The organism is Paenibacillus pedocola, from assembly GCF_031599675.1.
In the GTDB taxonomy this organism is placed as follows: Bacteria; Bacillota; Bacilli; order Paenibacillales; family Paenibacillaceae; genus Paenibacillus_AQ; species Paenibacillus_AQ pedocola.
On record NZ_CP134223.1, the window covers coordinates 4,884,365 to 4,905,026 of the forward strand.

Annotated in this window: 19 protein-coding genes; 4 read left to right on the forward strand and 15 right to left on the reverse strand. The window is 52.0% G+C overall.

The window, feature by feature from the left end; genetic code table 11:
- Nucleotides 1-75: 75 nt before the first annotated feature.
- The 4 genes from lepA to gpr form a co-directional block, all read right to left on the reverse strand.
- Nucleotides 76-1,890 carry a translation elongation factor 4 gene (gene lepA / locus QU597_RS21705; RefSeq protein WP_310829783.1) on the reverse strand — a complete coding sequence of 605 codons (1,815 nt, stop codon included), beginning with the start codon at nucleotides 1,888-1,890 and terminating at the stop codon, nucleotides 76-78.
- A 120-nt stretch (nucleotides 1,891-2,010) separates the two neighbouring features.
- Nucleotides 2,011-2,490, reverse strand: a complete 480-nt coding sequence (locus QU597_RS21710) for a hypothetical protein (RefSeq protein ID WP_310829784.1) — start codon at nucleotides 2,488-2,490, stop codon at nucleotides 2,011-2,013.
- 77 nt (nucleotides 2,491-2,567) lie between these two features.
- Nucleotides 2,568-3,932, reverse strand: a complete 1,365-nt coding sequence (locus QU597_RS21715) for a stage II sporulation protein P (RefSeq protein ID WP_310829785.1) — start codon at nucleotides 3,930-3,932, stop codon at nucleotides 2,568-2,570.
- 220 nt (nucleotides 3,933-4,152) lie between these two features.
- Nucleotides 4,153-5,163, reverse strand: coding sequence for a GPR endopeptidase (gene gpr, locus QU597_RS21720; RefSeq protein ID WP_310829786.1), 1,011 nt, complete (start codon nucleotides 5,161-5,163; stop codon nucleotides 4,153-4,155).
- Between the two features lie 377 nt (nucleotides 5,164-5,540).
- On the opposite strand from gpr, the gene rpsT reads away from it, so the two are divergent.
- The 3 genes from rpsT (at nucleotide 5,541) to QU597_RS21735 (ending at nucleotide 6,965) form a co-directional block, all read left to right on the forward strand.
- Nucleotides 5,541-5,813, forward strand: coding sequence for a 30S ribosomal protein S20 (rpsT, locus tag QU597_RS21725; RefSeq protein ID WP_054941831.1), 273 nt, complete (start codon nucleotides 5,541-5,543; stop codon nucleotides 5,811-5,813).
- 261 nt (nucleotides 5,814-6,074) lie between these two features.
- Nucleotides 6,075-6,572, forward strand: a complete 498-nt coding sequence (locus tag QU597_RS21730; protein ID WP_310833381.1) for a DinB family protein — start codon at nucleotides 6,075-6,077, stop codon at nucleotides 6,570-6,572.
- Nucleotides 6,573-6,596: 24 nt separating this feature from the next.
- Nucleotides 6,597-6,965 carry a DUF1304 domain-containing protein gene (locus tag QU597_RS21735; RefSeq protein ID WP_310829787.1) on the forward strand — a complete coding sequence of 123 codons (369 nt, stop codon included), beginning with the start codon at nucleotides 6,597-6,599 and terminating at the stop codon, nucleotides 6,963-6,965.
- Between the two features lie 159 nt (nucleotides 6,966-7,124).
- Here the strand turns inward: QU597_RS21735 and holA are convergent, their stop codons facing one another.
- From holA to QU597_RS21760, 5 genes are all read right to left on the reverse strand, one after another.
- Nucleotides 7,125-8,144, reverse strand: coding sequence for a DNA polymerase III subunit delta (holA, locus tag QU597_RS21740; protein WP_206101565.1), 1,020 nt, complete (start codon nucleotides 8,142-8,144; stop codon nucleotides 7,125-7,127).
- 283 nt (nucleotides 8,145-8,427) lie between these two features.
- Complete coding sequence (locus QU597_RS21745; protein WP_310829788.1) at nucleotides 8,428-9,651, reverse strand: anti-sigma factor family protein; 1,224 nt, start codon at nucleotides 9,649-9,651, stop codon at nucleotides 8,428-8,430.
- Nucleotides 9,648-10,199: an RNA polymerase sigma factor gene (locus tag QU597_RS21750; protein ID WP_054941836.1), complete on the reverse strand. Its 552-nt coding sequence runs from the start codon at nucleotides 10,197-10,199 to the stop codon at nucleotides 9,648-9,650. The genes QU597_RS21745 and QU597_RS21750 overlap by 4 nt, the downstream gene beginning before the upstream one ends.
- Nucleotides 10,200-10,467: 268 nt before the next feature.
- Entirely contained in the window at nucleotides 10,468-10,707 is a 240-nt protein-coding gene (locus QU597_RS21755; RefSeq protein WP_310829789.1) for a hypothetical protein, read from the reverse strand.
- 210 nt (nucleotides 10,708-10,917) lie between these two features.
- A complete protein-coding gene (locus QU597_RS21760) occupies nucleotides 10,918-11,559 on the reverse strand; it encodes a bifunctional 2-keto-4-hydroxyglutarate aldolase/2-keto-3-deoxy-6-phosphogluconate aldolase (RefSeq protein WP_310829790.1) in 642 nt (213 codons plus the stop codon).
- A 355-nt stretch (nucleotides 11,560-11,914) separates the two neighbouring features.
- Between QU597_RS21760 and QU597_RS21765 the strand changes: the two genes are divergently transcribed.
- Complete coding sequence (locus QU597_RS21765; RefSeq protein WP_310829791.1) at nucleotides 11,915-12,868, forward strand: sugar kinase; 954 nt, start codon at nucleotides 11,915-11,917, stop codon at nucleotides 12,866-12,868.
- A gap of 154 nt (nucleotides 12,869-13,022) precedes the next feature.
- On the opposite strand, the gene QU597_RS21770 is transcribed toward QU597_RS21765, so the two are convergent.
- From QU597_RS21770 to QU597_RS21795, 6 genes are all read right to left on the reverse strand, one after another.
- Nucleotides 13,023-14,048, reverse strand: a complete 1,026-nt coding sequence (locus QU597_RS21770; protein WP_310829792.1) for a LacI family DNA-binding transcriptional regulator — start codon at nucleotides 14,046-14,048, stop codon at nucleotides 13,023-13,025.
- Between the two features lie 120 nt (nucleotides 14,049-14,168).
- On the reverse strand, nucleotides 14,169-15,344 hold the full coding sequence (locus QU597_RS21775) for a hypothetical protein (RefSeq protein WP_310829793.1): 1,176 nt from the start codon (nucleotides 15,342-15,344) through the stop codon (nucleotides 14,169-14,171).
- The gene (locus QU597_RS21780) at nucleotides 15,341-15,877 is read right to left on the reverse strand and encodes an RNA polymerase sigma factor (protein WP_310829794.1); all 537 of its coding nucleotides are present in this window, start codon (nucleotides 15,875-15,877) and stop codon (nucleotides 15,341-15,343) included. The genes QU597_RS21775 and QU597_RS21780 overlap by 4 nt, the downstream gene beginning before the upstream one ends.
- Nucleotides 15,878-16,217: 340 nt before the next feature.
- Complete coding sequence (locus QU597_RS21785; protein ID WP_310829795.1) at nucleotides 16,218-18,845, reverse strand: ComEC/Rec2 family competence protein; 2,628 nt, start codon at nucleotides 18,843-18,845, stop codon at nucleotides 16,218-16,220.
- 122 nt (nucleotides 18,846-18,967) lie between these two features.
- Nucleotides 18,968-19,486 (reverse strand): deoxycytidylate deaminase, encoded by a 519-nt coding sequence (locus QU597_RS21790; protein ID WP_236333265.1) that lies wholly within the window; start codon nucleotides 19,484-19,486, stop codon nucleotides 18,968-18,970.
- 456 nt (nucleotides 19,487-19,942) lie between these two features.
- Complete coding sequence (locus QU597_RS21795) at nucleotides 19,943-20,569, reverse strand: ComEA family DNA-binding protein (protein WP_310829796.1); 627 nt, start codon at nucleotides 20,567-20,569, stop codon at nucleotides 19,943-19,945.
- Nucleotides 20,570-20,662: the final 93 nt, after the last annotated feature.

The following is a 20,662-nucleotide window of genomic DNA, read 5'->3' on the forward strand; positions in this document are numbered from 1 at the left end:
GAAGCCGTAGGGCTTCCCTTGCAGATCAGTTACACACGTCAGTAACAGTGCTGCGCACTGCAATCAAAGATAGATTTACTCGTCGATCTTCAGAACCGCCATGAACGCTTCCTGCGGCACCTCAACGCTGCCGACCTGCTTCATGCGTTTCTTACCTTCCTTCTGCTTCTCCAGCAGCTTCCGCTTACGCGAAATGTCACCGCCGTAGCATTTGGCGAGTACGTTCTTGCGCATGGCCTTAACGGTCTCGCGGGCAACTACCTTGGTTCCGACAGAAGCCTGAATCGGTACCTCGAACATTTGGCGAGGAATAATGCCGCGCAGCTTCTCGCAGATAATCCGTCCGCGGTTATAGGCACGGTCGCGGTGGACGATGAACGACAGGGCATCGACCTGCTCACCGTTCAGGAGAATATCCATCTTCACCAGGTTGGACTGGCGGTAGCCGGAGATCTCATAATCGAAGGAAGCATAGCCCTTCGTACCTGATTTCAGCTGGTCGAAGAAGTCATATACAATTTCCGAGAGCGGAATCTGATAAGTGATTGTTACCCGGTTGGAATCGAGATACTCCATGTTGACGAATTCGCCGCGTTTATTCTGGCACAGCTCCATTACGGTACCTACGTAATCGTTCGGGACGATAACCCCGGCTTTGACATAAGGCTCCTCCACATAATCAATGGTGCCGATTTCCGGATAATGCGACGGGTTGTCGATGGTCAGCATCTCGCCGTTGGTCAGCATAATCCGGTAGATAACGCTTGGCGCGGTTGTAATCAGCGGCAGGTTGAACTCACGCTCAATCCGCTCCTGAATAATCTCCATATGAAGCAGGCCAAGGAATCCGCAGCGGAAGCCGAAGCCGAGCGCACTGGAGCTCTCCGGCTCGAAGCTGAGCGATGCGTCATTCAGCTGCAGCTTCTCCAGCGCTTCGCGCAGGTCGTTGTAATCGGAGGTTTCGATCGGATACAGACCGCAATAGACCATCGGGTTGATCTTGCGGTAACCCGGCAGCGGCTCCGGCGTCGGATTCTTCGCATCCGTGACCGTATCCCCGACACGGGTATCTCCGACATGCTTGATTCCGGCTACGATAAAGCCGACATCACCGATATTAAGCTCATCGACAATGGTCATACGCGGCATGAAGGCGCCGACTTCAATGACATCGAATACTTTCTCGGTCGCCATCATCTTAATCTTCGAACCAGCGCGGATCTTCCCATCCATAACACGGACATAGACGATAACGCCTTTGTACGGATCGTAGTGGGAGTCAAAAATCAGCGCTTTCAGCGGTTCTTCGGAATTGCCGGTTGGTGCAGGGACCTGTTTGACCACCTGCTCCAGAATTTCCTTAATGCCGATGCCCGCTTTGGCAGAAGCAAGCACCGCTTCGCTGGCATCAAGTCCGATTACATCCTCGATCTCCTGCTTCACCCGTTCCGGGTCGGCACTTGGCAGATCGATTTTGTTGATGACTGGCAGAATTTCCAGGTTGTTGTCCAGCGCAAGGTATACGTTAGCCAGCGTTTGCGCTTCGATCCCCTGTGCAGCGTCTACTACCAGCAATGCGCCTTCACAGGCCGCAAGGCTGCGGGAGACCTCGTAGGTGAAATCGACATGTCCCGGTGTGTCAATCAGGTTCAGCAAATAATCCTGACCGTCGTCAGCACGGTAAGTGAGACGTACGGCCTGCAGCTTAATGGTGATCCCGCGTTCACGCTCCAGATCCATCTGATCAAGCACCTGCTCCTGCATTTCGCGCGAGCTGAGTGCGCCTGTATACTCAAGAATACGGTCGGCCAGTGTCGATTTACCATGGTCTATATGTGCAATAATCGAGAAATTGCGGATTTGTTGTTGTCTTTTCTGAACGTCAGTCATTCCTTACCCCCACAGACAGCCTAATGTTAATCCACTTATTATAACAGTACGCGCTCCCCCCATCAATCCCGTGCAGCAGGGAAAGTAAAGAAACAGGAGCACCATCCTGTAATAAGTCTTCTACTCGGCTGAATCAAACAGGGAGACGACCCAGCGGATGCTTTTTTGCGAAGCCTGCTGCAGCAGACCCGCCGTTTTATCCGCAAGCACATCAATCGTCGGTTTCTGTTCCCCGGGAATCAGAATCTGCTCCGGAGTCAGTGTACTGTAATCCTGTACCTCCTGCTGGGGAAGCCCGCCGGCGGCAGGAGTCTGGACTGTTGTCTGCGTCTGAGCACCCGGAACAGATGTGTAAGCACCTGTAGCCGGATCTACAACAACCGGCACGTAAACATAGGTTTGTCCATTCTGGACAATCCCTGTTCCCGTCACGGGTGTTACCGCTGCCTGACCCGTCTGCGCCACCCCGGTTGCCCCGTTCCAGCCCGGCAGCACCGCACTGGTTCTGGTTCCGCCGCTGCTGCCGAACTGCATGCCAACCAATATGCCGATGCCCGCCCAAATGCCGACCATGACCAGCTTCTTGCCGAAACGCGACATGTTGACTCCTCCTTAATCTGCTTATTAATAGTTCTGTTTATTTCTGTCAGTTAATGCTCCGGTATCGTTATCTGCTTCTAGTCTGCCTGTCCGCCGCTCTCCTGTGTACCGGCAGCGTTTTTTTCGGGGGCAGCCGCTTTTTCAGCATCATGACTGTTCCAGTACACATCCGCAATTGCATCGGCCAGCACATCCGCCGTCCGTTTCAGCTCTTCAGCAGAATTGTCGATTCCGCCCACCTCTATTAAGACGCTGTTAGGAGAAAGAGTCTGATTATATTCCCCGTTATTACCATTTCCAGAAGATTTGCCCCAGATGCCGCGTGACAGTCCCGGATAGCTCTTCTCCAGCACTTGATGAATCGAATTGGCGAAGGCTTCATTCTTCTTCCAGTCTTTGTTGGCATGCCCCAGGATAAAATAGACCTGTGCGTAGCTTTCGCCATTGATGACTGCGGTTGTTTTGCCATGCCGCTGCGAATCGCGGTGAATATCGATCAGTTCAGTCATTTCCTGATTGGCAGCCATTGCCGCTTTAATGGTGATCCGGGAATATTTATAGGAAAAGTTCCAATTGTAATCCGGTACTTCTGTCGCATAATCCTCCTGCGCATGCACCGTGCCAATCCCGCGTTGTTCCAGTCTGTCGGCGATATAGGAGCCTACCAGCATTACGTTTTTGGAAGGCGCGCTGGAGCTGGGATTATCACTCTCCGCTCCCAGCAGCGGATTATAGGCTTCACGGGGATGCGAATGGTAGATTAGGATGCGTTTGACCGAAGTATCCTGCTCAGTGCCGCTGTCCTCACCAGCGCTGCCGTTGCTGCCTTGTTCTCCGGCAGTACCGGCATCCGGTGCAGTTGTCGGCTGCGGCTGTGCAGCAGGATCATCCGCAGGCTTGTCCGTATCTTCACCCGCTATAGGATCATTTCCGGATGATCCCGGATCCGTTCCAGTACCCGGCTGCGGATCTTCGCCTGCTGCCAGCTCATCCGTGCCCGGATGATAATCGGCGGGTGCGCCGGCGGTCCCTCCCGAGCCTTCCCGCAGCAAAAAAGGATCATCTGCCGCAAGCCCCGGCACCTCACGCGAGAGCAGGCTCTTGGGATTGCCGGGATCGACGCTGGTCAGCATCCGGAACACAAACGAAGTTACCTTAGGGGCAGAGAAGGCAGAGGGCTCTTCGCCCTTTGGCAAATGCGGAACCTCCATCCCCAGCAGCTCCATGAAAAATCCGCTTGATAGCGAGGCGGCCAGTCCTTTCATAGAAGGAACAGGGGAAGAATTCAGCTTTTGTCCGGCCAAACCGCCGGCTCCAAGCAGCATGAAAAAGACAAGTGAGCCTCCGGCCAGCAGCAGCATCGTTTTTCCCAGCGACAGAACGTCCAGCACTTTTCCCCGCAGTCTGCCGATATTCCATAGCTGAAACCATTTTCTGTTCATTATTGTTATGTCCTCCTCCAGCCCTCTGTAATCTCTTATACTTCAAATCTATGAGCAGGGAAGGAATACTAGAACCAAAAAAAGAGACAAAGAGAGAGTCACGGGATGAACACAGCCGCCAGCAGGCCTTACCGGAGTAGAGAAACCCGCAGCTATGAAAAAGCCCGTATAAGCAGTGCCACTAAGGCAGCTTGTACGGGCCATTTTACTTATATACGGATTAGTGGGTATATGCGCCGACATTCCCCGGATCAACCGCGTCATGCAATGCGGCATTCAGTCCGCTAGCCACAATGTTGGCGATTTCCTCAATAAATTCATCGATCTCCTTGGGTGTAACGATCAGATCATGGCCCAGCGGCTCAAGCACTTCCTTAACCAGCTGCAGACGTTCCTGCTCGGAGATATCATCCAGCATGCCCATGATCTCTTTGGTATGCGCCCCGCCGTCCCCCATTTGACCAAAATGATTCTTCATCATTTCCAGCACATTGTTGACGATCGTAGAAGCATAACAAACAGTAGGAACCCCGATGGCTATACACGGGACTCCAAGAATCTCCTTTGTCAGTCCACGGCGTTTGTTGCCGATGCCTGATCCGGGATGAATTCCGATGTCAGCGATTTGAATCGTTGTATTGATCCGCTCCAGCGAACGGGAGGCCAGTGCATCAATCGCGATGATCACATCCGGCTTGGTCCGGTCCACAATGCCTTGAACGACTTCACTGGATTCAATCCCGGTAAGACCAAGTACACCCGGAGCGATTGCGCTGACATTGCGGTACCCTGGAGACACCTGGTCAGGAACCAGCTCATAAAATTGCCGCGTAATCAGTGCATTCTCCACAACCAGCGGACCCAGCGAATCGGGAGTCACATTCCAGTTCCCGAGGCCGACGATCAGCACTGAGGAATTTTTATTGATGCCGATTCTATTCATAAACTGCTCGAATTCACGGGCAAACACAACGGACACCTTCTGCTGGAGGCCGGTATCTCCGCCGCGCAGCGCCGGAACCTCCAGGGTTACATAGTTTCCGATCGCGCGTCCAATGGCCTGAGAGCCGGCGTTATTCGCCACACCAAGCCGCGTAACCTTGATCCCATCCGCTTCTTCCACTTCTTCGTTCACACCGGGAATCGGCGTTTTGAGCGGTCCTTGGGCCATTTCTTTCGCCTCTACCGCCAGGTCCGTGCGTACCGAATACAGCTGAAGATCCAGTTCCATCGCTAGTTCAGCCTCCTAAAAGTTTTGTGAGCATATGCATCCTTGAATGAACTTCGAGCAAAACTCGCTTCGGAAGCATACCCTTAAGTTTTGTGAGCATATGCATCCTGAATGAACTTCTTTTTGTCCAGTAGTGTGCGAGAGAAGAGCATTGTTTATACAAACGGGACGGATATATAATTGCAGAACAAAAAAATTTCATCCATGAACATGCGAAAAGATAGAGCGCCGGACCTTATCTCCGGGAGTTCACCTGAGGAAGCGGAGGCTTGTTCAATAGTATTTAGTGTTGCATTTTACTACTGGTCATGCTAAACTATTTTAAGTTGTGAATCATTTGATTAATGATTTCGAATGTCTTTCAGGAGGTGAATGCAATGCCAAATATCAAATCCGCGGTTAAACGCGTCAAGACGACCGAAAAACGCCGTGCACTGAACGCTTCCCAGAAATCCGCGCTTCGTACAGCTGTGAAAACTGCTGATGTAGCACTGACAGGAACGGAAGTTGAAACTGCTCATGCTGCTTTCCAAGCTGCTTCCAAAAAGCTGGACAAGGCCGTAACTAAAGGTCTGGTTCATAAAAATGCGGCTGCCCGCAAAAAATCCCGCTTGGCGAAGAAATTGAACGCTCTTAAGGCTCAAGCCTAAGCCAAGGGCGACATTCATAATGAGCACTATAAGAACCTGACCGCTATGCTGCATACGGTTAGGTTTTTTTGTTCCCATTAGAATAAGAAGAGCCTGTCCTGCGCTGAATAAGCGTCTAGGGCAGGCTCTTTTTTTATCCCCTCGCCCAAGACCCGGGCAATTGACAAAATTACTGAATTTAGGTATATTTACTTTTATGAAATTAGATTTTGCAAAATATAATTTGGATGCTATTAGTAAACTAAAGAAAGGAGCTTCATGATGTCCGAATCCAATTCTGCTTTTGGTGAGGCTCTTGTGAAATCACTGATTGGAGAACGCGGGCATATCCCGATTGCCAGAGCATTGCCGGATATTACACCCGAGCTCGCTGGAGAACGCACGGAAGGGATCCCGTACAGCATTTATCAATTATTGAAGCACATGAGCTATTGGCAGGATTTCATGCTAACCTTTCTGGAGGGGGGAAAACCGCAAGCGCCAGGAAATGTAAGGGAGAGCTGGCCGGTAGAGGAAGCCCCTGTAGACGAGGCAGAATGGCAGGACACCGTGAGGCATCTGCTGCAAGGCGTGGAAAAGGCTGTTGCTTTTGCCCGGACCGTACAGCTGGACGAACCGCTCCTAGGTTTTCCGGGGGAAACTAAGGGCGGGATATTACGTAACATCGCCTCTCATAATTCCTACCATTTAGGAGAAATAGTTATACTTCGCCGTCTCCACGGGGCCTGGCCGCCACCTGGCGGAGGCTATCCCGCCTAATCCAACACAAAAGAGGGAATTAAAATGATGATTTTGAGTACTATACTTGTGGCGCTCGTAGCGCTGGAGCATGTGTATATTTTAGCCTTGGAGATGTTTATGTGGACTACCCCCAGAGCGCAGAAGGCGTTCGGGACCACTAGGGAGTTCGCGCAGGACACGAAATCACTCGCAGCCAACCAAGGTCTGTACAATGGTTTTCTGGCTGCCGGTCTGGTGTGGGGCTTGCTCCATCCGAACGACACGTTCGGATTTCAGCTTCAGCTGTTTTTCTTGATCTGTGTCTTGGTTGCAGCGGTCTATGGCGGCATGACGGCTAAGAAATCCATCCTGTTCGTCCAGGGCCTCCCTGCCTTTCTGGCTATTATCGCCCTTCTTGTGGCGAATCTCTAAATCCGGTTTTTGACCATCAACTTGTAACTGGCGCCGATGCTGCATCGGGGCCAGTTTTTTTGCTGCTGATTAAATACGCGGCAATGGGCAAAAAAAGCTCCCCATACAGCGACAGATTTTCATTACCCGTCTGCTATATGGGGAGCGTATCAGGCAAAGTTAGGCGCCCAGACGCAGCATAAACATCTCCAGCCCGAGCACCTTGTCGATGGCACCTGTCTTCATCTGGTAATCCAGATCCGCCAGAATGCTCAGAATTTGCCGCAGCCGCTGGCTCTCAAACTTGCGGGCCTGCTCTCCGGCCAGCTTAACGGCATACGGATGAAGTCCGACTTGAGAGGCAATCTGGCCCTGTGAATAGCTGAGCGCAGACAGATCCTTAACCTGCAGGATGATCCGGAACTGCCGGGCGATCAGCGCGGCAATCTTAATCGGCTCCTCGCGTTGCTTCAGCAGCTCATAGAGTGTATTAAGTGCCTTATCCAGGCGCAGATTCGCTATATCCTCCACCAGCGTGAACACATTCTGCTCGGTTCCCCGGTGTACAAGGCTCTCCACAGCTGCGGCATCCACAGTACCGCCGGCACCGGTGAACAGGCACAGCTTGTCCATCTCTGCGGACAGGTTCTGCAGCCCTGTGCCAGCGCTTGCTACAAGTGCCTCTGCGGTTCCCGGGGCCACTGCGCAGCCGCGGTCTTTAAAACCTTTTTCCACCCAGCGCAGCAGCTCTTCTGCACCCAGCGGATTAAAAGCCAGTACCGTTCCGGCAGCTTTGGCAGCTTTGACTATCTTTTTGCGTTCATCCAGCTTATCGTTATTGACCAGAAACACAATTACACTAAAATCGGCCGGAGCCTGCATGTATTCACTTAACAGCTCTACCCGGTGCTCAATTTTCGCATTCTCTTTGCCCGCTGTAAACAGCGAGGCATCCCTCACCAGCAGCAGCTTGCGCTCCACCATGAACGGGACGGTCTCCGCCTCCTCCACTACCGCCTGCACCGGCGTCTCGGAGAGGTCGAAGGGAATTACCGCAAAATCACGATCCTCTTTGGCGATCAGGTGATCCTCCAGCAAGGCCGCAAATTCATTCATCCGGAATTTCTCACTGCCGTAGAGCACATATAGCGGTGAAACTTTCCCCTGCCTGATGTCTTTGGCCGCCGTTTTGGCATCCATCCTGCCACTTCCTTTTCCATTTCATCATAACCATTTTATAGTTTAACAAAAAAAACGTTTTAAACATAGGGAGCTTCGCTGCTTTGTTCCATGCAAAAACGGAGCAACCTCGGCACTAAAGCCAAAGTTGCTCCGTTTCAGCGGCGCATCTATATAAACGACGGAAGGAGAAGCTCTAGAAACTTCACTTCCGGCGGTCATACCGATGAAACTCGCAAATCCTGTAATTCCTGTCCTCTTACCATAGCATATTCCGGGTGCCCCTAAAAAGTTCCAACTATAATTATTTATTACCCGGAAGGGCTGTCGCCGAAGCGTCCGGCGAAGCTGACGGTGCCCCGGCGGCTCCGGCATCCGGAACGTTGTATACCTTGGAAACTTCGGAGCCATCCTTCAAGGTTACATACGTAAACTGGAGGCTGTCCTCCGACCAAGTACCGGATACCCACGTGCCTTCCAGCGGAAGCGAGGTTACCGCGGTCCGTTCCTCCTGAAGGCCGCTTGACGGAACGTTATAGATTACCAGCTGCTGTCCGGCAAGCTCGGCAGAATACTTTCCGTCCGGTGAGTACCAGGGGGACTGGGCTTTCAGCATAGGCAGCAGCCCCATCGTTCCGGCTTCTTCAGCCGCCGGAGTCTGCTCAACATCCTGCGCCGGCGCTGAATTGTCTGCAGCCGTATCCTCATCATTAAAGGTCCGGGCGTCCTGAGCACTCATATTGCCGCCGCCGCTTTTGATGTCAGACCGGGGGGCCGGAGTAGCCAGTTCACTGTTACGGGTAACTGACGTGCTCCGCTTTGCCGAAGCGGGACCCTCACTCACAGCAGGGCCCGCTTCTGTAGCTTCCGCTGCCGGTCCGGCGTCTATCGTAGCCGGAGCCGCACTGTCCGCTGCTCCACCATCAACGGTTCCACCGTCGCTTGCGCCTGCGGATTCAGAGAGTTGAGCGTTAAGCTCATCAGGCGCAGCAGCGTTATCCGCGCCTTCCGTCGCTGCCGTATCCGAATTCCCCGTTGTCATCTTGCTCATGGCTTCATTGCTTCCAGCCGTATCAGCCGCCTGGTTCAACGCTTGCTCCACATCTGCCGCCGGCATGCTGTCCGGCATATTAAAGAGGGCAATCACCAGAATAATCGCAGCAGCAACTGCGCCAATGCCTGTCCGCGCGGCCATGGAAGCTACTCTGGAGGTTCCTTTCACTGTTTGGCTATGAGTACCTTTGCGTGTCATTGGAATGACTTTAGTGTCCTCCGAAGCTGCTGCATCCTCTGCTTGAACACCAAGATCAATTTTCTCAAGCTGAGGCATAATTGAATCAACCAGGCTGAAAGGAGGCTTAACGTCCGGCAGCTGTTCCAATTGTTCGGAGAGCAGAGTCAACCGGTTAAAGACTTCCGCGCAAGAAGGACAGTTGTCGATATGCCGATACATCTCTATAGTTTCATCTGGACTGAGATCATGATCCAAATAACGGTGCATCCATTCTATCACCTCCGTGCACTTCATCCTGATACACCACCTTTCTGATACTCCTGAAGTCTATTCTGCAGCTGCTGCCGGGCCCGGAACAGATAAGATTTCACCGTGTTCAGCGGCAGGTCCAGACAGTCTGCAATCTCGTTGTAAGAAAAATCCTGTAAATACCGCAGTACAATCACCGTCCGGTGATGCTCCGGCAACTGTTCGATCGCCTCGCGGATATCCTCCGCCAGATAACCGGACATGACTTCGCGCTCTACGTTATGTTTATTATCCTGGAACACCATCTCGTGCTCATCGATAGAAACGGTAGGCTTCGTTCTCCTGAATTTGTCAATGCAAATGTTGGTCACGATCCGCTGAACCCATGTTTTGAATTGGGCTTTCTCTTCATAGGAACCAATTTTGGTATACACTCTGATGAGCGCTTCCTGTGAGGCATCCAGAGCGTCCTGTTCATTATGCAAAATGTAGAAGGCCGTCTTATACACATGTCCTTCAATTTCCCGCAATAGGGTGATTAGAGCGTCGCGATCGCCCGCTTGAGCGGCTCTGATGAGTCCCTGCTCCACCACGAAGGTTCCCCCTCTCTATGCAATCTTACTGACGCGTAAGACTGCGAATTTGTTGCAAGCCTGTAATCAATATTTTAAGAATACCAAACTTTACATGTTATGTCTTGGAGACCTATTGGTTCCGTCCGGAAACCGTCCATAATCCTTACTAAGCATACAAGGGAAGCGCACAATCTTCAAATATTCTTTTACAGAAGTTTATTACAAAATTGAAATCAAATAAGGGCCGCCTCCGCAGCATATTTCGCTACACTGGAGACAGCCCGGATTATCGATATAGTAGGGTAGCACACAGCATCAATACTGCGTAATTGTCCTTGGAGTCATCATCCACTACATACATTTCACCCTGTTCAAAAATATGCGGATTATTATAATTCCGGTGCAATTGATACATCTTACCGGCAGTCACCCGGCAGCCGCGCACAGCAGACAGAATCTGCACATATTCGGCTTCTTCTTCATGCAAGGTCCGGTACAGTGTCCTATGATCTTCATTCCCGCGCATGACGGCTCCTTTCTTAGGTCAGAGACATTCTTCAGAGCTGAGGTCTGTTCTTAAGTGCCTTCTCTGTAAGTATTGCCCTGAACGGAGAAAAACCATCATTTAGCTTCATATAGATGTAGGAATTTCACAAAAAAACTGCCTGGCCGCTAATTGCGACCGGACAGTCCGGATTTTCTGCAGATGTATATCATCAGAGCCTGGAGCCAGTGATTACGCACCCTTAATCTCTTTAAACTTAGCTACATACTGCGCAGCCAGCTCGGTGATCTGGTCGTAGCGGCCTTCCTTGGCCGGAGCGGTCAGGTTGCCGCCGATACCTACTGCAATGCAGCCGTTCGCAATCCATTTCTCCATGTTGTTCAGATCCACACCGCCTGTAGGCATGATGTTGACATGCGGCATCGGTCCTTTGACTGCTTTGACATAATCAGGTCCGAAGGCGCTGCCCGGGAAGAGCTTCAGCACGTCTACGCCCAGCTTCAGCGCTTCCTTCATTTCATTCAGCGTCATACAGCCCGGCATGTAAGGAATCCCGTATAGATTGCACATCTTGGCAGTCTCTTCTTCAAAAGAAGGGCTAACCACAAACTCCGATCCGGCAAGAATGGCAATTCTCGCTGTAAGGGGGTCGAGCACTGTACCTGCACCAATCACTGCACGGCTGCCGTATTCTGCTACCAGGCGCTTGATCGCCACATCTGCATCCGGAGTCGTAAAGGTAACCTCAATGTTGTTCAGTCCGCCCTCGATACAGGCAGCTGACATTTTATAAGCATCGTCGGCATTATCCGCACGAATAACCGCAACTACACCAACAGATGTAATGTTTTGTAAAACTTTTATTTTCTTCATGATTAAACTTCCTCTCCTAATAAAAAATAGATTCCATTGCAAAAATCAAATGCATAAAATATTATTTTAGATAAACTATTTTATCTAATTTACTAACACACTCATAAATACTTCTATGGAAATAGTAATAATAATACCGTTAACAGTCAATAAGTTTTTATACAAATCTGAAGACTAGCTAAAAAAAACCACAAAAAACCTTACCAAATAAGGACTTTTCGATCAACTATATTATTTTCCACAAAATTCTCCCTGCGGAATGAGTAATGCCTTATTGTACAAAACCGATTTATATGATAATTTCAAATTACTAATCAATATACAGGGCTTTGTATGACCCTGAGGAGGAATATTAATGAGCAAACAACTGAACGCCGTCACCTTCGGAGAACCGATGGCGATGTTTTATGCCAATGAGACAGGCCCGCTGCATGAGGTCACCTCATTCTCCAAGGCACTGGCCGGGGCAGAGAGCAATGTAGCAACCGGACTGTCGCGTCTGGCCCACAAGACCGGATACGTAACCAAGCTTGGCGAAGATAACTTCGGCCAATTCATCACCATGGCCTTGAACAAAGAGGGCATTGACACTGACAGCATCACTTATACCAAAGAATTCTCAACCGGCATGCTGATCAAATCCAAGGTGCTTACCGGCGATCCCAAGGTAGAATATTTCCGCAAAAATTCCGCAGCCTCCAAGCTTAGCCTGGCTGATTTTGATGAAAATTATTTTGCATCCGCAGGCCATCTGCATGTAACCAGCATTTCTTCAGCTCTTTCGAAGTCCTGCCATGAATTCTCCCTGCATGCGATGGAATTTATGAAAAAGAACGGCAAAACCGTTTCCCTAGACCCGAATCTGCGTCCAACCCTTTGGCCAGACACAGAGACGATGGTAAAAACGATCAATGATCTCGCTACACGCTGCGACTGGTTCCTGCCGGGCCTTAGCGAAGGCAAAATTCTGACCGGGCTTGAGACACCGGAGGAAATCGCCGGTTACTATCTGCAGCGGGGAGTATCGCTCGTGGTGATTAAGCTGGGCCCGGAAGGTGCTTATTATAAAACTGCCACCGGAGAAGAAGGTTATGTGAACGGGTTCAAGGTGAAAGAGGTCGTTGATACGGTAGGAGCCGGGGATGGATTCGCCGTTGGTGTGATCAGCGCGATGCTTGAGCAGCTCTCCGTAGCCGAAGCCGTGAGACGCGGTAATGCAATCGGCGCACTGGCAGTTATGTCTCCCGGAGATATGGATGGTCTGCCAACCCGTGAAGGATTGGAACAATTCATGAATGCCAGCGTTTAGGGGCAATTGCGAATATCCGCACCGCAGAAATAGTATAACAACAGAAAGAGCAGCGATCCCCGTTATTGAGGGATCGCTGCTCTTTCTTGTTACATTGGCAGCATAGCATCCTGCGGACACAAGGGCCATCGCGTTTGGCGGAGCATAAAACGGTTTATTCAGCTGCTGACGGCGGCTGGACCGACTGGCCCAGCTGGAGTGCAGGCGGAAAACGGTACGTAATCGGGACGGCAGCATCCTGATCCTCAATCAATGAGAGCATCAGCTTCGCCGCCTGCATGCCCATCTCATAAGCCGGCTGGCGGATCGTCGTAATGGCCGGATTGTAAATCCGGGCAAACTCGGCATCGTCTATGCCGATGACGGACAGACGGCTGGGGATGGCAATGGAATGACGGTTCGCATACTTGAGAATTTCGCCCAGCACCAGGTCGTTGGCGGCGAGCAGCGCTGTCGGGGGCTGCGGGTGGCGCAGCAGATCATCCAGCGCAGCGGAGATCTCTTCCCGCGGCACACTGCGCATGTACCGGTCATTGAGTGGCAGACCCGCTTCCTCCATTGCCTTTTTGTAGCCGCTCATTCTTTCCTTGCGCGGTGTAATTGCATGCTCCCCGAGCGGCAGTGAAAGAATCGCAATCGCCTCATGACCGTGGCGCGTCAGCTCCTTAACCGCTGTTTTGACGGCCATTTCATTATCCAGCAGCAGACTCTGGGTCGTTACCCCCTCCACCAGCCGGTCCATGAAAACAAGCGGATATTCTGCATCAATTAACTTGCTATAAGCAGAAGACTGATCGCCTGTAGGGAAAATAATCAACCCGTCTACCTGGCGCGCGATTAACGTTTCCACATAAGTATTCTCTTTATCAGCATTCTCATCGGCATTGCAGATAATGACCTGAATGCCGCGCAGCGACAGCTCATTTTCGATCGCCCGGATGCACTGGATGGACAAGGAATAGTCAATATTCGCGACAATGATCCCGACCATGTGGGTACGGTTCTGCTTAAGGCTGCGGGCCAGGCCGTTCGGCTGATAGTTCAGCTCCTCAATCACATCGGCAATCCGGTTCTTCGTGGCCTCGCTCATATATTTAAACCGTTTATTCAAAAATTGCGAGACTGTGCTTTTGGACACTCCCGCTTTTTGAGCAACATCCTCAATCGTTAATTTCTTCATTTTTCCGCTCCACTCTGCCTATATAAAAAAGCCATACCTTTGATATTATCAAAAGTATAGCTTTTTTTTAGTAAATTATCTAGTAATCAATTATCGGAGCTACAGCTTACGCGAAACTCCTTAGTACTGCTGCTCATACTTCACACCGTATTCTTCAAACCACCAGTCATAGATCCATTGCTGGCCAAGCGGCAGCGTGATTTCAGGTGAGCGTTTCTCGCCGTTTACTTCATAGTGTGCAGTTAGGATCTTACTTTGGATCAAAGTATTCAAGTCGTGGTCTGCAAACGAGGTCGATTTTTTAGCGCCTGAATCCTTTTGATTTGCAGTGAACTCTCCAGTAAGCAACTGCGATTCGCCGGTTTTAAGATCATACAGCTTGTTATGGGCAATCCACTTCCCGTTATCCCCGGGGGTATAGTACACCAGTAGCAATTCCTCATGCTTCAGGTCGATGGAGATAAATGACTTATAGTTTCCATATTCCTTTTCTACCGTAAATATCTCTGTTGGTGTTACAGTTGCTCCCGCAGCTGCCTTTTGCACGTCAATGACAGACAGCTTCCCTTTGGAATAATTGGCGCGTCCTTCCCCTAGCGTATATGTGCTGCTAACCAAAATCGCATACTTCCCGGCACCTTCAACTCCCATCAGGTTATAGTATGTTTGTGCCCCACCGGCATAGAGCGGGAAGGTATAGATGCGTTTTGCTGATGCAGCCGACAGCTCCGGATGACCTTTGGGAGTCAGATAAAGCGAATACGGTTCTGTGTTATGAGTCAGCTTGGGTTTAGTGTAATTTACTACCGGTGGCGGCGGAGACCAGACAATGCCTGCATCTGTCTCGACTGCACGCGCGTTTGACTTATCTCCGCTAAATGACAAAGGCATATAATACTTCTGCCCTCCGATTTCGAACTCTGCCGAGCCTACAGGCGGATTATAATCCTTCGCTTCCGCTGATGGAGAAGGTACAGCCGATGGCTGCACAGCGGCAGCGGTAGATTTACTGAACAAGGAGGCAATTTGAGCTGCGTAATCCCCCTTGCCGAGGCTCCCAAGCGGCCAGACCAGCACACCGAACAGCAGGAGGGCCGATAAACCGGCAAGACTGAAGCTTTTGCGTGAAAAGAATCTTCTGCCCGCCGCAGCACGGCTGTCAGCTGCCAGCTCGATCCGGGCCATCAGCTCCGGGGTGAAGCCGTCCTCCTGAAAAGGACTGCGTCCGGCCTGGCGGTACCATTCCGGCTTTTGATTCGACGTGTTTGCTGATTTCTCAAACTGTTTACTCTTCATCGTTCCTCCTCCTCAAGCGCCTTTCTCACTTTGTCTCTGGCCCGCGACAGCCGGGATTTGACCGTTCCTTCGGCTACACCGAGCAGTAGAGCCATTTCCGCGGTGGACAGTTCCTGCTGAATCTCCAGCACCAGTACCTCCCTGTGCTTATCCGGCAGCTCCATAATCAGCTCCCAGATCCGGCTTACATACTGGTTGCTGATCGCTTCCTTTTCCGCAGACATCGCTTGGCGTACTCCCTGCTCGCTTCCAAGCGGGGCAAACCTGCGCCAAAAGCTGCTCCGTCTCCAGCTGAATGCCGTATTGCGGGTGATCGTCAGCAGCCAGGTTTTCAGGGTGGCGTTGCCGCGGTATTTTCCGATGCTCCGGTAAGCTTTCAGGAACACCTCCTGGCTGATGTCATTCGCCTGCTCGCGGCTGCGGGTCAGGAAAAACGCATAATGCCACACATCCGAGCCGTACGTCTCCATCATCTCCCGAAGCGTCATGGACGGCGCATAGGCCACGGCATAAGGTAATTCTTCACTGTGCATGTTCTCTCTCACCTCTCGCCCAATAAGACTCACCAGGCTGCAATTGGTTCCCTCAATTTTCCTATATTCTATGTAAACATCCGAAGGGGCCGGTAATGGCGGTAATATTTCATAATAGCTTACATGCATCCGATACCGTTCACCAGAGCGCTGGCGAATCAGGCGGGGATTAGCGACAAACCTTACCAGCATGATAACAGCAATTGCAGGAACAGGGTACAGGGGATTGCAAATTCCACTGATGGAGAAGTGATCTTAAAGAATAGTTCATCTGCACCGAAAAGGCGGATAGTCAGCTGCTTGGGGAAATTATTTCATGCAAATGATGGGTGCCGGGTGCTTAAAGCTTATGCCTCACCCTTACCCCTTCCTTCCGTACCCTGAGCTGAATCTCTCCCTGCAGATCCGTCCGGTATACCGCCGCAGCCGAGTCTGACAATCGTTCCAATACACCGGCATTGGGGTGCCCGTACAGATTGTTGACCCCGGCAGAGATCACCGCTGCAGCGGGATTCCAGAACTTCAGCCAGGCTGCACTTGTTGCGGTTTTGCTGCCGTGGTGCGCTACTTTCAGCACGTCGATAGGCCCGCTTTCACCTATTCCGGACTGCTGCCCCGCTTGAATAATGTCTTCCTCCGCCGCCTCATCCATATCTCCAGTAAAAAGAAAGCTGTGGCCGTTCATCTCCAGCCGGAATGCGACAGATTCGTGATTCTGGTCCTCGACTTCATGGAGTAGTGTATGACTATCCTCCTGTGGCTCCGGCCAAAGGAAAAACAACCGCGTCTCATCATCCGGAGCAAGCATCTGCCCCTGATGTACGGCGTACATCCGGACACCCTGCGCAAGCGCCGTATCCATCAGTTCGCCATACGCTTCTGTGCCGGTCAGCGTTCCGTTGAACAGCAGTGCCGAGACTGGCATGCCTTCCAGTACAGCCTGCAGCCCGCCCGCGTGATCCTGATCGCCATGGGTTAATATCACTGCGTCCAGCTGGTGGATGCCCCGCTGCTTCAGCAAGGGCAGCAGCGTTTTGGCACCGATCTCAAACGGGCTGCGGCGGATGCGCCATTCTCCCCGGTCCCCGAAGCTAACCGTCCCCCCGCCGTCGACCAGAATATGCGCTCCCTCCGGTGTAGTAATCAGGATGCTGTCACCCTGGCCCACATCCAGATAGCTGATAGCCCCCTCGCCAGCACTCAGTTCCTCCGCATAATAGCCTCTGTACAGCAGGAGCGCTATCCCGGCGGCGCATAGCACAGCAGCCGGACCACTCCAGCGGGATGAACCCGGAATGGGGAACGGCTGATGAGGCGATAACGCTCCGCCCCTTCTGGCTTTGTGATGGAGTCGACTATCGTCCCCCGGGTGTTCGAGCTCTGACAACGGTCTGGTTTCATCCTCCATGTACTGGGGAGCGACTCTAGCTTCTGTCCGCTGCTTCAGGATATACAGCAGGCCATAGAGCAGCATGTAATAAACGCAAATCCATAATAGTGAAGGTGAACCCCAGATCAGAACTCCCGCACTAAATCCGTTCACCCGCTTCACCCCTGCAAACGTTGCGTTATTCAAAAACTCGGCAAACCGTACAATGACAAGTGCTCCCTCGTTCCAGAACCGTCCTAGCAGCAGCGTCAGCGTTCCGAGCGGCAGCACCAGAAAAGTGATAAACGGAACGAGCAGCAGATTTGCGAGAAAGGACAGCAGCGAAAATTGATTAAAATAATAGATTGTGAGCGGAAAAGAGACCAGCTGCGCGATTAATGTAACCGAAACGGTGCTGCCCAGCCACCTGGGAAGACGTCTAAACAAAGGCGCGGCCAGAGGCGTGTACACCATGAGCCCCGCCGTTACCAGAAAGGACAGCTGAAAGCTGACACTGAGCAGAAGATAGGGATTCCAGACCAGCATCAGCAGCGCTGAAGCAGCCAAGATGTTCATCCCGTCCTTAAGCAGGCCGAACCTGGCGGCCAGCAAGGCGATCATGCTCATCAGCCCGGCGCGAACAATCGACGGCCCGGCACCGGACAGCAGTACATATACCGGAACAAGCAGCAAGGTTATCGTTATAGCCGTTTCTCTGGTAACGCGGCAGCGGCGCAGGACAAATAAGATCACCCCGACGTAAACAGCAACATGCATCCCCGAGATGGCCAGAATATGCGTCAGGCCCAGCTGCGAGAACTGCTTGAAGGTTTCCGGATCCAGATCCTTCTGGATTCCTATGACCAGACCCTTCATATATCCGGCATGCGCCCCATGAAATAAGCGGTCCATCTCTGCACCGAGCACAGCGCGTGCCGCATCATTCCAGCGCAGGATACTGGAAGGCCCCCATGATACCGGAGGTTTATCCTTAACGCTGGCCGTTCCCGCCCCTTTTAGCAGCCAGTGGATTTTCTGGGTCAGCAGATATGCACGGTAGTCGAATCCGCCAAAATTCCGCGCCGCCTGCGGCTGCTCCAGCTCTCCTTCAATGACTACCCTGTCTCCCCGCTGCCATCCGGCAGCCACGGCGATTTCACTTTCAGCCTGGAGCTTAACTTGCACGGCGACAAGTTCACCTGCTGCGTCTTTTACCTGACCCTCCTGCTGATCCATTCCGATCTGGGACAGCTTTACCGTAAAATCCACCCGGTCCCCGTCCCGATCCACCGGAGATGTTATAACACCTGCGGCTGTAACGTAAATCTCATTCAATTCGATTGCCGGTTTTCCCAGCGCCTCCGGCAGCAGGCTGACATTGCGGGCCTCGCTCCATTCCCAATACAGGGCTGCTGCAGCAATTGCCAGACCGAACACCGCTGCTGTTCTCCAGCGTATCCCCCCGCTGATTGCCCAGATCCCGACCAGCAGCAAACAGCCGGCGATGTAGATCAGCAGTCCGTGACCGGAGAATAAGCAGCCTGCCGAGCTGCCGGCAATCCAGCAGATTGTGAAGCTTAAGAGCGGCCTTCTGTTCATGAACATCCTCCTTCTGTAATCGCCTGTTCACAAAAAAAGAACCTCTGCATACGCAAACATAGCGTGTGCAGAGGTTCTTCCCCTGAAGCTTATTCTTACTCCGGCTGCGGCAGCGCCGCCGGTTATTCTGATACAGTGATCATGGTCTCCTTCGGCGGCTCATAGTTCTCCAATTGGCGGAACACGATCCCCTTGGAGCCCAGCATGGCCTCTACCTTCTCCATATCCTTGCGGTAAGGACGCAGATAGACGATCTCCACAATGCCGCTGTTAGCCAGCATATTAGCGCAGGTCCAGCACGGCTCATCTGTGACATAGACTGTACTGCCTTCCCGGTCACTCCGGTCGGTGAACAGCAGCAGATTCTGCTCAGCATGAATTGTGCGGATACAGCGCTGCTTCTTCACCATCGTCTCTACGCCGCCAACGATCTCCCGCTCATATTGCTCAGAGACCATACAGCCAGCTTCCGAGCAGTCCGGAACACCCATGGGTGCGCCGTTATAGGCAGTGCCCAGCAGCTTCTTACCTTGCACCAGCACAGCGCCGACATGGCGGCGGGGGCAGCGTGAGCGGGTGGAGACCATGCAGGCAATGTCCATGAAGTATGTATCCCAGTTCTTACGGTAGGCCACAGTCATCAGCAATCTCCACTTCCTCATAAATAGTTGTTCATTATTGTACCATAATGCTGCATTCTTTCACTATAAAGCATGTCCGGTAAACAGCCTGCTCAGGACGTTTCCGGTGAAAAGTTGATTTCTCACTGCAGCTGCATTCTATACACTTATAACCGCTGAGACTAATTTGAAAAAGAATTTAACTGCACTTCATACACTTGCTTATCACATTATCCAGCCGTAAACGGTACACAGCCCATTCCAAATGTACAAAATACAATTACAGCTAGAAATCAGCTGAATTGATGCTTTTTAACTGCAGCCAGATACAGTTATCGTACTAACCGAGTCTATAGTTCTCTGCTTCGAGCTAAATGACCACCGGATGTGTGGTGAAATGGCCGACAATGGAACTATAAACTACTCCAAGGGCGATTGCTCCAGTTCCCGTCAATATAACACACGGAGCTTTCTGCCTCAAAAAACAACCAGCGACTCCAGTTGCTCCAGCATCTTCGGGCCGATCCCTTTCACCTTACCCAAATCGGCTAAGCTGCGGAACGCCCCTGTACTGCTGCGGTAGTCGATGATCGCCTGCGCTTTCTTCTCCCCGATGCCCGGCAGGTTCATCAGCGCTTGGGCATCTGCTGTGTTCACATTTATCCTGCCGTCCGCCGCTGGTGGGACTGCAGCAGGGGGTGCCGTACTTACAATGGTTTCAGCCGCTGTGCTGCTTGCGCCTCCACCGCTACCCGCCGATCCAGCCGACACACTCCCGCTCACTGCACCTGAAACTGCGGCTCCGCTGCCCGCTGCTGCACCGTCAGCCACTGATCCGCCCGCGCTACCGCTTACGGCATCCGATGCCCCGGCCTCGTTATCCACGTCGCTTTCTAACGCACCATTACCGGAAGCAACGTTACGAGCAACACCACCTTCTCCTGTTTCCGCCCCACCATCTCCCGCCCCCAAAACCTGCGCCATTCCGGCGTTCAGCGTCTCCCAGCCTGCGATCCCCTCTTCTGCCCTGTGGTCCGCAGCCCAGATCAATCCTCCGCCCAGCAGCGCGGCAGCGATCACAGAACCGATCATTCTTTTGTTCATCAAGCCGTCCTCCTTCATCTAACTGGAATTTTATTCAAAAATACGTTTAAAACCTGTCATTTGTCCAAGACTGACCCGCATACATTTAACGAA